The organism is Rothia sp. HMSC036D11 (assembly GCF_001814205.1).
Lineage (GTDB): Bacteria > Actinomycetota > Actinomycetes > Actinomycetales > Micrococcaceae > Rothia > Rothia dentocariosa.
Map to the genome: position 1 here is coordinate 124,239 of NZ_KV815278.1, position 11,682 is coordinate 135,920.

The 11,682-nt window shown below is 57.2% G+C and carries 10 protein-coding genes; 6 read left to right on the top strand and 4 right to left on the bottom strand.

Features of this window, described 5'->3' with window-relative positions:
- Positions 1-9: 9 nt before the first annotated feature.
- From HMPREF2958_RS02735 to HMPREF2958_RS02750, 4 genes are all read left to right on the top strand, one after another.
- Entirely contained in the window at positions 10-225 is a 216-nt protein-coding gene (locus tag HMPREF2958_RS02735; RefSeq protein WP_004005752.1) for a hypothetical protein, read from the top strand.
- Positions 226-398: 173 nt separating this feature from the next.
- The gene (locus HMPREF2958_RS02740; RefSeq protein ID WP_004005751.1) at positions 399-758 is read left to right on the top strand and encodes a histone-like nucleoid-structuring protein Lsr2; all 360 of its coding nucleotides are present in this window, start codon (positions 399-401) and stop codon (positions 756-758) included.
- A 547-nt stretch (positions 759-1,305) separates the two neighbouring features.
- Positions 1,306-3,858 carry an ATP-dependent Clp protease ATP-binding subunit gene (locus tag HMPREF2958_RS02745; RefSeq protein ID WP_013397971.1) on the top strand — a complete coding sequence of 851 codons (2,553 nt, stop codon included), beginning with the start codon at positions 1,306-1,308 and terminating at the stop codon, positions 3,856-3,858.
- 222 nt (positions 3,859-4,080) lie between these two features.
- Positions 4,081-4,590 (top strand): MarR family winged helix-turn-helix transcriptional regulator, encoded by a 510-nt coding sequence (locus tag HMPREF2958_RS02750; protein WP_070696361.1) that lies wholly within the window; start codon positions 4,081-4,083, stop codon positions 4,588-4,590.
- A gap of 76 nt (positions 4,591-4,666) precedes the next feature.
- Here the strand turns inward: HMPREF2958_RS02750 and HMPREF2958_RS02755 are convergent, their stop codons facing one another.
- Positions 4,667-5,434 (bottom strand): SDR family oxidoreductase, encoded by a 768-nt coding sequence (locus HMPREF2958_RS02755; RefSeq protein WP_004005748.1) that lies wholly within the window; start codon positions 5,432-5,434, stop codon positions 4,667-4,669.
- Positions 5,435-5,562: 128 nt separating this feature from the next.
- Positions 5,563-6,498: an HhH-GPD family protein gene (locus HMPREF2958_RS02760; protein WP_070696364.1), complete on the bottom strand. Its 936-nt coding sequence runs from the start codon at positions 6,496-6,498 to the stop codon at positions 5,563-5,565.
- Between the two features lie 134 nt (positions 6,499-6,632).
- On the opposite strand from HMPREF2958_RS02760, the gene HMPREF2958_RS02765 reads away from it, so the two are divergent.
- A complete protein-coding gene (locus HMPREF2958_RS02765) occupies positions 6,633-7,412 on the top strand; it encodes a hypothetical protein (protein ID WP_070696367.1) in 780 nt (259 codons plus the stop codon).
- Positions 7,413-7,555: 143 nt separating this feature from the next.
- Here the strand turns inward: HMPREF2958_RS02765 and disA are convergent, their stop codons facing one another.
- Positions 7,556-8,620: a DNA integrity scanning diadenylate cyclase DisA gene (gene disA / locus HMPREF2958_RS02770; protein WP_004005745.1), complete on the bottom strand. Its 1,065-nt coding sequence runs from the start codon at positions 8,618-8,620 to the stop codon at positions 7,556-7,558.
- 125 nt (positions 8,621-8,745) lie between these two features.
- Here disA and radA point away from each other — a divergent pair, with 125 nt between their 5' ends.
- Positions 8,746-10,173: a DNA repair protein RadA gene (radA, locus tag HMPREF2958_RS02775; RefSeq protein ID WP_048778845.1), complete on the top strand. Its 1,428-nt coding sequence runs from the start codon at positions 8,746-8,748 to the stop codon at positions 10,171-10,173.
- A 173-nt stretch (positions 10,174-10,346) separates the two neighbouring features.
- On the opposite strand, the gene HMPREF2958_RS02780 is transcribed toward radA, so the two are convergent.
- Positions 10,347-11,609, bottom strand: coding sequence for an FUSC family protein (locus tag HMPREF2958_RS02780; RefSeq protein WP_070696371.1), 1,263 nt, complete (start codon positions 11,607-11,609; stop codon positions 10,347-10,349).
- Positions 11,610-11,682 lie beyond the last annotated feature (73 nt).

An 11,682-nucleotide genomic window follows, 5' to 3' on the forward strand; every position in this document is an offset into this window, starting at 1 on the left:
GGGATTTTCATGGAGATTTTGATTGCGCTGCTGCCTCCTATTTTTGCCGGGATTGCGTTATATTTCATTTTGCGTTGGATTAACCGGGCGGATCGCGCCGAACGTTCAGCACAGCGTGATGTCGAAAAAGACGCTCAACAGTGGTATGAGAAGGTAAAGGGTTCACAAGGAACGGTAAATCCTTTTGGTACTGATAAAACGGGTAATAAAACGGAGCGTCAATAAATATAACCGTTAAATGACAACACTATTCTGTGTCATTCCTTAGAATTCTCTATGTTGGTAGTCATTAGTCATTTATTTCTGTTATTATGAAGGAGATAAATTAGAGAGTGTGACAACGTGCAGTGTAAAAACTCATAGTTGGAGCAATAAACCAAACTAAGGAGAAAACCCCTATGGCACAGAAGGTGCGCATTATTCTTGAGGACGACCTCGATGGTGGTCCCGCAGAAGAGACTGTACGATTCGGCCTCGACGGAGCTCATTACGAGATTGACCTATCCAGTGCTAATGCCGCTCGTCTTCGTGACGCAATTCGTCCGTTCGCATCTAAGGGTCGTCGCGTTCAGGTAGGCGCCTCCCAGCGCGGTTCCCGCGGTGGTCGTGGCTCTTCCGCTCCGGTGAAGCGTAACCCTGAAACCGCTGCAATTCGTAAGTGGGCACGCGAAAACGGTCACGAAGTTTCTGACCGCGGTCGCATCCACCAGGAAATTCAGGATGCTTACTACGCAGCTATGAAGGCAGAAGGTAAGTAAATAGTATTGATACCATCGCTAATTCTGTGATGGTATTTCATCTGCCGACGGCGGGATGACACATCAAGTGTTATCCCGCCTTCTGTATAACGAGGTTTTAGAAAAAGCCCTTCATGAGAAGAGCTATCATCTTCAGGCTTTTTTATTAGCCTCATGATATGTATTTAGGTAATCACGTGGCGGGTATCGCCCCGGGCCTTTTCTTGGTGTTTATGGAATCCCCGTTATCTTATGAGAGCAATCCTCAAGAATGTCTCCTAAGAATCTAAATGCCGAAGCAGAATTATAACGTTTTAGTAAAGGGCGCGGAGGTGCATTAGTGTTGCTATAAGCTAAAGCGATATTAGGTCTTCTGATAGAGCCCGATAAAAGTTTCATGAAAATGTTTATGACCGTCGAGAAACGCCCGATGCGCATCCCGGTTTTGGCTCGGTAAAAGGCTCCCCGAAAAATAGCGACACAGACGTTCTCTTGATGGCGAACAGTGCACCGTAGCCGCGCTTTTCCACGTAATCTAGTATCAAGCAAAATTTCCAAGGAGTGCGCAATGTTTGAACGCTTTACCGACCGAGCTCGGCGCGTTGTGGTGCTTGCCCAAGAAGAAGCACGCATGCTCAACCACAATTACATCGGCACCGAGCATCTGCTGCTCGGGCTGATTCACGAGGGCGAGGGCATCGGTGCCCGTGCCCTTGAGTCCCTCGGGGTTACCCTGAATGCCGTGCGCGAACAGGTGCAAAGCATTGTGGGCCCCAGCCCCCAGGCGCCAAGCGGTCACATTCCCTTCACCCCGCGCGCCAAGAAGGTCCTCGAACTTTCCATGCGCGAGGCCATTCAGCTTAACCACGGTTATATCGGCACCGAACATATCCTGCTGGGCATGGTGCGCGCCTCCGAAGGCGTGGCAAACCAGGTTCTCTCCAAAGTAGGCGTGCAGGGTGCCGAGGTTCGCCAGGCCGTGATGGATCTTATTTCCGGATACCCCGGCAACAACGAGAATAAGGAAACCGCCGGTGTCGGCGCGGGCAACTCCCGCGAGGGCACCCCGGCGGGTTCGACGATTCTCGATCAGTTCGGGCGTAACCTCACCGCCGCCGCACGCGAGGGGCAGCTTGACCCGGTGATTGGTCGTCACCACGAGATGGAACGCGTAATGCAGGTTCTCTCACGCCGCACCAAGAACAACCCCGTGCTTATCGGTGAACCTGGTGTCGGCAAAACCGCCGTTGTTGAGGGCTTGGCGCAGGCCATCGTACACGGCGATGTTCCCGAAACTCTCAAAGATAAGCACCTGTACACCCTGGATTTGGGTTCCCTGGTTGCGGGCTCCCGGTACCGCGGTGACTTTGAGGAACGCCTCAAGAAGGTGCTCAAAGAGATTCGCACCCGCGGCGACATTATCCTGTTCATCGACGAGATTCACACCCTTGTCGGTGCCGGTGCCGCAGAGGGCGCTATCGACGCTGCCTCCATCCTGAAACCGATGCTGGCTCGCGGTGAGCTGCAGACCATCGGTGCCACCACCTTGGACGAGTACCGCAAGCACATCGAGAAGGACGCCGCCTTGGAACGCCGCTTCCAGCCGATTCAGGTGGACGAGCCTTCCCAAGAACTCGCCGTGCAGATTCTCAAGGGCGTGCGCGATAAGTACGAGGCTCACCACCGCGTAACCATTACCGACGAGTCGATCGAGGCTGCCGTGAACTTGGCGGCACGCTATATTTCCGACCGATTCTTGCCGGATAAAGCCGTTGACCTGATTGATGAGGCGGGCGCTCGCCTGCGCATCAAGAGGATGACCGCTCCGCCCGAGATTAAGATTCTTGACGAGAAGGCGTCGAAGCTGCGCACGCAGAAGGAAGACGCTATCAAGGGCCAGGATTACGAGAAGGCCGCCGCGCTGCGTGATCAGGAGCAAAAGGTACTCGCCGAGAAGGCTGAGGCTGAGAAGGCTTGGCGCGAAAACGGCGATGCTTTCGGCGAGGTGACCCCCGAGGTTATCTCTGAGGTGCTCGCATCCTCAACCGGTGTTCCGGTGTACAAGATCACCGAGGAAGAGTCCTCGCGTCTGATCAAGATGGAGGACGAGCTGCACAAGCGCGTGATCGGTCAGGATAACGCTATCAAGGCTCTCTCCCGTGCGATTCGCCGCACCCGTGCCGGTTTGAAGGATCCGCGCCGCCCCGGTGGTTCGTTTATCTTCGCTGGTCCAACCGGTGTTGGTAAGACCGAGCTTGCAAAGGCTCTGGCAGAATTCCTCTTCGGCGATGAAGACGCCCTGATTACCCTGGATATGTCCGAATACCAGGAGAAGCACACCGTGTCTCGACTCTTCGGTGCGCCTCCCGGATACGTAGGTTACGACGAGGGTGGTCAGCTGACCGAGAAGGTGCGCCGCAAGCCGTTCTCGGTGGTGCTCTTCGATGAGGTCGAGAAGGCTCACACCGATCTCTTCAACTCGCTGCTGCAGATTCTTGAAGACGGCCGCCTGACCGACTCGCAGGGTCGTGTGGTGGACTTCAAGAACACCGTGATCATCATGACCACGAACCTCGGCTCACGCGATGTGAACCGTCGCGTTCCCGTGGGCTTCCAGGCGATGGATCACGGCGACGCCGATTACGAGCGCATGCAGGCCCGCGTGATGGAGAACCTCAAGGAGCACTTCCGCCCCGAGTTCCTGAACCGCGTGGACGATATTATCGTGTTCCCGCAGCTCTCCGAGAACGAGATTCTGCAGATTGTGGATCTCTTCGTGGGCCGGTTGGCAAAGCGCCTGGCAGATCAGGAAATGTCGATCGAGCTTACGGATGCCGCGAAGGTTCTCATGGCCTCGAAGGGTTACGATCCGGCAATGGGCGCCCGCCCGCTGCGCCGCGAAATGCAGCGTAATATTGAGGATGCTCTCTCCGAGAAGATCCTCTTCGGCGAAATCAAGCCCGGCGAGAAGATTACCGTGGGTGTCGAGGGCGAAGGCGACGATGCGAAGTTCGTCTTCTCCTCGCAGCAGATGCGGGATTTACCCCTGGAGACCGTCAATAAGATGGCGGAGTCTGCCGTAGAAGAAGCCGAGCAGATTACCGGAGGGGCATCTGACTAGCGGCTTTCCCCTGTAGGCAATCCTGCGGGAGGCATTAACAAAGGCTTGTCCCCGAACCCGTCGCGTGAGGATTCGGGGACAAGCCTTAGTTGTGCAGGGTGTTTTTTGCCGCGCTTCTGATAATTATTGCTGTACCCCTCCCAATATCGCCGTGCTTCTGATAAGTGTGTATGTCGGTGAATAACAAAGCGAGACGGAGTCGGGGGATAGTATGCTTAGTACATGCCCGCATCATCGGAAAAATCACAGCAGTCTGTAAAATACCCTCCGCAGCCGGGACAGGGGCAAGAAGCCTATCTCGCCGAAACCCGATCGCGCATAGGGTCGTCGATTAAACGCGCCGAGCAGGCGATGATGGCGGTCAAATCTAAGGTTCTGCGCGAGTACGATCTGAGCGTCGCACAGTATGCCGCCATGACTTCGCTCTACTATGTGCCCGGGCAGTCTGCGGCGCAATTGGCGCGTGCCGCAGCGGTAACCCCGCAGACGATGGCCACCATTCTTGCCCGTCTGGATGCGAAAAGCCTGATTACCCGTGTGCCCTCCGAAGTTCACAGCCGCGTGAATATCGTGACCCTCACCGATGCGGGCGAAGAGCTGGTTGTTCGGGCCGACGAGAAGGTTCGTGCCGTCGAGCGTGCCATGAGCGCCGAATTCACCTCACAGGAACGTGAACAGCTGCAAGACCTGCTCGACAGGCTTATCGGGTTTCTTGAGCATAAGGGCGCATAGGCATACGAGCGCTTAACGCGATGATGCGGTCTTCGTACATACGAAGACCGCATCGGTTCGCGTGGTATTAAAACCGCTACAGGCTTGCCAGCCACTCCTCAAGCGTGGTGGAAACGGTGTGATCTGCGGGATCGGGAATCAGCCCGCCCTTGGCAATAGCGGAACCGAAATACGGCAGCTGCCGCACCACCTTCGGCGTTTTGCCGCCGACCTCGCCGCGTGCTGTGAGAAGACGCTTCACGAACTCCGCCGTTGTTCCTTCTTCTTCGCCGCGGATCGAGACGATGCCCGTACCCGGTACCTTCTCGGAGCCGTCGGCAACATCGCATACCAGCTGTGCTGCCGCATCTGCGGGAATAGGCGCCATTTTCATGGTCGGTAGCACCGAGACGGGCCCCACCGTAACCTGCTGAACAATGGGGTCAAGAAGTTCAAACCACTGCGTCGAACGAATAATAACGGTGTCTACGGCGGAATCCTGATAGGTTTTCTCCTGTGCCGCCTTGCCCGCATAGTAACCGTATCCGCGGCTAACCGCCGGGTTTTCTACTCCGGCGATCGAGACGCAGACGATGCGCTTCACATCGTTATCAGCCGCCGCCTGCGCGATATTGCTGGAGGTGCTGATAAAGGCTGTCTGCGCCTTTTTGCTGCTCATGATCATGTTGTTAATCGCATCGATCACAACATCCACTCCGGTCAGCGCCGCGCTTAAATCTGCGAGCGATGAAACATCTACCCCGTGCGATCGGCTGATCGGCACTACCTCGTGACCGCGTTTTTCCAGTTCAGCGGCAATTTTCGAGCCGATGGTGCCGGTTGCCCCTATGACCGCTATTTTCATGGAGTCCTCCTTCACGAAGAAATGAGCTTTCCAGCATGTTTTCTCCATTTTTCCAAAGATTTCAGGTGAAAACAATATTTTTTCGAGGTTTATCGTGAGTTGGGGAATAGTGCATAAAAGGTCAGAATCTAGAGCGAAACTCTGTCCTTACGCTCTTTCGCAAGTTTATCTTTCAGAAGCCCGCTGTAGCATCGGTCGATTTGTTCTTGGGATGAGTCGAGTTTGCGTAAATCCTGCACCGGAACCTTCAGGGCATCGGGAACAGTAATATCGGTGGAGAAGTCCGTTAGAAGTTCCCGCGGCACCGGTGCGTGCGCGGCGCGCAGAACCGCCATCATGGCACCGCGCAGCTGCCGGTCGGTGCCGTGCCAGCTCTGCCCCGTAGGCGTATACTCGGCCTGTGGCTTTCCCGCCTTCACCCACGCGCAGATATCCTCAAGGGGGCACTGCTCGCAGCGTGGATTCTTGGCGACGCACACGAGTGCGCCCAGCTCCATAACAGAGGCGTTCCACACGCAGGATACGGCGGTATTCTGCGGCATCAGCTCTTCGGCAAGGGTTGTTTCGGCGGTGTTCAAATACTTGTGGGGCAGTGCCTTGCCCATGACGGCGCGGGCGTGCACCCGGCGAATATTAGTGTCGATAACTGTGGCGCGTCTGCCGAAGGCAAAGACCGTAATCGCCGCCGCGGTGTATGCCCCCACGCCGGGAAGCTCAAGAAGTTCATCATAATCCGCCGGAACCTCGCCGTCATGATGCTTCGTAATAGCGACCGCCGCGCCGTGCAGGCGTTGGGCGCGGCGCGGGTAGCCCAGACGGCCCCAGGCGCGCACCGCCTCCGCGCTGTCCTCGGCTGCGAGGGATGCGGGCGTGGGCCAGCGGCGCATCCACTCTTCCCAAACGGGAAGCACGCGGTTCACAGGGGTCTGCTGCAGCATGAATTCGCTCACCATCACACCCCAGGCCGTGCAGTCGGCGCGGCGCCAGGGCAGGTCGCGGGCATGGTGCTGGTACCAAGTATTTATGCGGTGGTGTAGTTCGTGTGAGTTTTTTAAATTGAACATGGCAATAATTGCTTGCGTTGTAATGTATTACTGTTTCTAGAGTAGGTGATATTGGGTATCGGGTGCCAATTGACCCACAATATACAGGCAACGTATTTTTATCTATTCCATGTAGCTTATATATATGGTTTTGCATGCACGACACCCAAAAAACCGTTATTCTTAACGGTATGTCTGAACTTGGTCCCGAATTACCTCCTGAAGTATACCGCCGCCGTCGTATCGTTGCCGTGGTAGTGCTTATTCTTGTTTTGCTGGTTGGCATTGTTGGTATTACCACCTTAGTGAACCAGATTAATAAGGGGCCTCAAGACGATGCCGCTGCAGAGGCGACAGCCACCGGCGAACCTTTCCAGAATTTCAGCGCGCGCCCCACACCTTCTACGGTTGCGCCTTCGGGGTCGGTGAGCGGTTCAGCATCCGGCAGCCCGAACGCATCGGCAACCCCGTCCGTTTCTGGGACCCCAGCGGTATCCGGCAGTGCAACTCCGTCCGGGTCGGCGAGCGCATCCGCAACGCCAGCCGTGGCTCTGTGCAATGCCAAGGATCTAAAGGTGACGGTCGAGCCTTCAAAGAAGCAGTATGCGCCCGGTGAAATGCCGTCGTTCCACGTGGTGTACACGAATTCTGCGGGTAATCCCTGCTTTATTGGCGGCGAGAAGGCTGCCGAGGGTGTGGAGATCAACATTACATCGGGCGATACCCAGGTGTATTCGTCTGCGAAGTGCACGCCCACTCCCACGAAGAAGACCGAGATTCCTGCGGGCAAGGAAGCCGCCAGCGATGTTGCGTGGGATCGTAAACTCAATACCTCTGGGTGTAATGCGCTGAAGAATACGGCGAAGGGTACATACTGGGTGACGGCTACCGTGAATGGGGTGACCTCGCAGCGAGTGAACTTCCTGTTGAAATAGCGCCCACGGTATTCCCCTGCGGGAATATATAAAAGATGTATAGAAAGAGCCTTTATTCAATAAAGAGAGTTTTTAACGCTTTATTGAAATAAAGGCTCTTTCTATCGGGTGGCTGGTGTTCTTCGGACCGTACCCGGCCAATGTTAGAGGTATTTTTCGAGGCTGCTTTCCGCCATGCGGGAAAGCGATTCGCGCACGGTGCGGGCACGATGCTCGCCTATACCATCAACATCACGCAGATCTTCTAAGGATGCGGCCATGAGCGCCTGCAAAGTGCCGAACCGTTCAACGAGGCGTTCGGCAATTGTGTTCGGAATAGTGGCGATGCCGTCAAGCAAGCGGTAGCCGCGCGGCTGCAGGGGAGTGTCGAGTTCGTAATCGCCGAACCCTGCGGCCTGGGCGATCATAGTGAGGTCCACAATATCCATGTCGGTAAGGTCGCGCAGAGCCCGAGTTGCGATGGATATGCTTTGCGCGGTGGGCCGCGGCAGGTAGTCGTGCAGAATAACGTCGATACCCGCCATATCGGGGCTGCGGAGCTCTTCGAGCTGAAGCGCCACCAGACGACCGTTCACACCGAGTTCAAGCACATAGTGACTGACTTCAGAGATAATGCGCCGCACCATCTCCATGCGCTGCAGAGTGATAGCGACATCGCTGAGCGTAACGTGTGATTCGATTTCGAGCGCGGACAGCGTGGAAAGCACCTTGTTGAGGCGTTTCTTATAGCTTTCAAGGGTCTGGATTGCCTGGTTGGCGCGCGCCATCAGGTATTGGGTGTCTTCGACCGTGTACCGGGTGCCGTCCACATACACCGAAATGACGGACATGGATGCGCTGACCGAGATTACCGGGAAACCCGTCTGGATTGCCATGCGTTCGGCGGTGCGGTGGCGGGTTCCGGATTCGTTGGTGTCGATGGTTGCATCCGGCATGAGCTGTACCGCCGCCATGAGCAGGCGGGTGGCGTCGCGGTCACAGATGATCGCGCCATCCATCTTGGCGAGCTCACGCAGGCGGGTGGCAGAAAATTCGGTGTCGATGGTGAACCCACCGGAGGAGAGCCCCGTGACGGTGCGGTCTGAACCGAGCACGATGAGCGCGCCTGTGCGCCCGCGGAGGATGCGTTCTAACCCTTCACGCAGCTCGGTGCCGGGGGCGATCTGCGCAATGGTCTTCAGGAGGAGTTCACTGTAATCTGTCTGCACGGAATATATTGTATCGTTTTAGCCTGTGTTACAGCCTTTTTGCGCGCCCCGCCCCGATATTCTCTTCTTCGGCTTTTGACGACCTAGGTGTTTAAAACGTCAGGGTCGCCCGTACAATAAAAACCATGGCTGCACGCACAAAAACCACTAAAGGAACCCCCGCCTACCGCTGTACCGAATGCGGCTGGACCACCGCCAAATGGGTGGGTCGATGCGGTGAGTGCCAAACCTGGGGGTCTGTTGAGGAAGCCGCCGGGGGTACCGTGGCGCGCACCCGTACCGCATCCAGCGTGCAGAAACCGGCGCAGGTGATCGGCGAGGTAGACTCGACCGTCGCCGCCTATATGAGTACCGGCAATCCCGAATTTGACCGGGTGCTCGGCGGGGGACTGGTGCCCGGTGCCGTGATTCTGATGGCTGGCGAACCCGGCGTGGGCAAATCCACCCTGCTGCTGGATGTTGCCGCCACCTTCGCGCGCGGATACACCCCGCGAACCCCCGCCGCTGAGCGTGCCCGCGCGAAAACCCGCGACGTGCTGTACGTGACCGGTGAGGAATCCGCCGCGCAGGTTAAGCTGCGTGCGGACCGTATCCACGCCGTCGCCGATACCCTGTACTTGACGAGCGAAACCGACCTGGGAACCGCGCTGGCGCATATTGAGCAGGTAGACCCGGCGATGCTGGTGATCGACTCGGTGCAGACCCTTGCCTCCGCAGATGTTGAGGGCAGCGCCGGGGGTGTTACGCAGGTGAGGGAGGTTGCCGCATCACTGATTGCCGCCGCGAAAGCACGCAATATGTGCACCCTGCTGGTGGGGCATGTGACCAAGGAAGGCACGATCGCCGGGCCGCGCCTGCTGGAACACCTGGTCGATGTGGTGTGCCAGTTCGAGGGTGATAAACACTCCAATATTCGTATGCTGCGCGCTATCAAAAACCGATACGGACCCACCGACGAGGTTGGTTGCTTCGATATGCACGAGGACGGGATCGCGCCCGTGCTCGACCCGTCCGGCATGTTCGTTTCGCGCACGCCGCATCCGGTGGCGGGAACCTGCGTGACCGTGACGATGGAGGGGCGCCGCCCGCTTCTGGCCGAAGTCCAGGCGCTGTTGGATCAGGCGGTGGCACCCGCGCCCAGGCGCACGGTGGCGGGGTTGGATTCGGCGCGCATCCAGATGCTTTTGGCGGTTTTGCAGCGCCGTGCCGGGCTGAACGTGGGCAAACTCGACTGCTATGTTTCCACGGTGGGAGGCGCCAAAATCTCTGAGCCCGCCGCCGATTTGGCGTGCGTGATGGCGCTGGCATCGGCCGCGCAGAATAAGCCTCTGCCGCGTAAACTCGCGGTGTTTGGCGAGGTCGGCCTGGCGGGGGAGGTGCGTGCCGTGCCGGGTATTCGCCAGCGTATCGCCGAGGTCGGCAGGCTGGGGTTCACGCATGTGCTGGTGCCCGCATCCCCAACGGGTGTGGGGCAGGTGCCCGATGGGGTGACCGTGCGCGAGGTCGCCACCTTAGGCGAGGCGCTGAACCTGCTCTTCCCGCAGGATAAATAACTGCCGCACATCGTGACGTGAACCGCGAGTAGAGTATTTCGGCGAGCAGATAGCATTTCGTTATCTGCTCGCCGAAATACTATCTGCTCACGGGTCTCATGGTCGGGTTTTATAGACGGATCTCATGGGGATTAGACGCACACCATCAGCCATACGATACGAGCAGGAAAGACCTACCCCAGCCCCTCTTCAAGGTCTTCATCGCGCAGCATGATATTAACGGTGCGGGTGCGCAAATCCTCCTCCTGAGCGCCCGCAACATCAGCCTGCACAATCGGAATCTCGGAAGTACGCGGCGCATGCTCCGTCACGGCCTCGCCCAGAGGTACCAGCGTGGCGACCGCATCCTCATGATCCATACCGGTAGCCTCTAACATATCCACGGTTATAAGCCTCAGCATAAGCACCAACGACTCGCCCTCGAAGGTCTCTACCCCCAAATGCTTCGGCTCCAGAGTCTCGGCGAGAGAAATCAGGCGCTCGCGGGCAACTTCCATATAGTGTTCGCGCTCATGTTCGGTGCTGGAATACATGCCCAGTCCCGTGCTCTGGGTGGCAAGCGCCAGTTCTTCGAGCGCCGCCGAAAGCGTTTCAAGGGCCTTCGGGCGCAGCTGCACATGCGCAATCGTGGATGCCATGCGTCGGTTAAACACGCGGGTGTTACGAATCGCCAAATCGATAGCCCCGAGAGTCTGCGCCAGTCGATCAAGCTCGATTCGGGTCTTCTTTCCCGCCCACGAAAGCTGCGCCATACCGCGCGCCGTCACCAAATCGTTCTTACTCGCCTCATACAGCGGCTGAAGTTTACGCGAATCCTGCAGGCTCTGATACGCCTGATCGTAGTTGTACCGGCGAATCGCCTTTGCCGCCAGAAAGAAGACATCCGAGAAAGCGCTCATAAGAGCCTCGGCACGCTGACGTGACCCATTTCGCGGGTCTTTGGGCATCAAAAACATCATGAGGAACGCCGCAACACCACCGATCACGCCGTCGAGGCTGCGGGTAAACGGCAGATCTGAGGTTGGCGGCAGCAGAATCACCAGGCAGGCCTGAAAACTGAGCTGAATCGTAAAAATAATGCCGTTATCTAAGAACCTGGCCAGAAGCACCGAAATAAATAGGGCAAGCGTGGCCTGCCAGATGCCGCGCCCGAGCATCTGCAAAAACAGATCGCCAATCAGAATACCCAGGCTCACCCCGAACGAGACCTCCAGAATGCGCCGCGAATGGGTAGAGCCGCTCACGTACCCGAGCGAGACCAGTGCCGCGACCGCCGCAAAAATAGGTTCCTCATGCCCCAGCACACGCTCCGCAAAAAGATACGCCCCCATCGAAGCGATCGTGATCTGAATAGACTGAAAAAATCCCGCCCGAACGCGGTGAGCCCCGGCGCGGACATAGTTTAAAAATTGTTCCTTCATGGATGCGTGTGCCATAGTGTCTAGTCTACCCGCCCTGAAATTGTGCAGCCGCGGGTCCTTTGCGCCCTCGGATGATATGCATCAAAAG

Coding starts and splice junctions, on each gene's coding strand:
- HMPREF2958_RS02780 (WP_070696371.1), bottom strand. CDS start 11,609: ATGGCACACGCATCCATGAAGGAACAATTTTTAAACTATGTCCGCGCC.
- HMPREF2958_RS02740 (WP_004005751.1), top strand. CDS start 399: ATGGCACAGAAGGTGCGCATTATTCTTGAGGACGACCTCGATGGTGGT.
- HMPREF2958_RS02735 (WP_004005752.1), top strand. CDS start 10: ATGGAGATTTTGATTGCGCTGCTGCCTCCTATTTTTGCCGGGATTGCG.
- HMPREF2958_RS02755 (WP_004005748.1), bottom strand. CDS start 5,434: ATGAAAATAGCGGTCATAGGGGCAACCGGCACCATCGGCTCGAAAATT.
- HMPREF2958_RS02765 (WP_070696367.1), top strand. CDS start 6,633: ATGCACGACACCCAAAAAACCGTTATTCTTAACGGTATGTCTGAACTT.
- HMPREF2958_RS02750 (WP_070696361.1), top strand. CDS start 4,081: ATGCCCGCATCATCGGAAAAATCACAGCAGTCTGTAAAATACCCTCCG.
- radA (WP_048778845.1), top strand. CDS start 8,746: ATGGCTGCACGCACAAAAACCACTAAAGGAACCCCCGCCTACCGCTGT.
- HMPREF2958_RS02760 (WP_070696364.1), bottom strand. CDS start 6,498: ATGTTCAATTTAAAAAACTCACACGAACTACACCACCGCATAAATACT.
- HMPREF2958_RS02745 (WP_013397971.1), top strand. CDS start 1,306: ATGTTTGAACGCTTTACCGACCGAGCTCGGCGCGTTGTGGTGCTTGCC.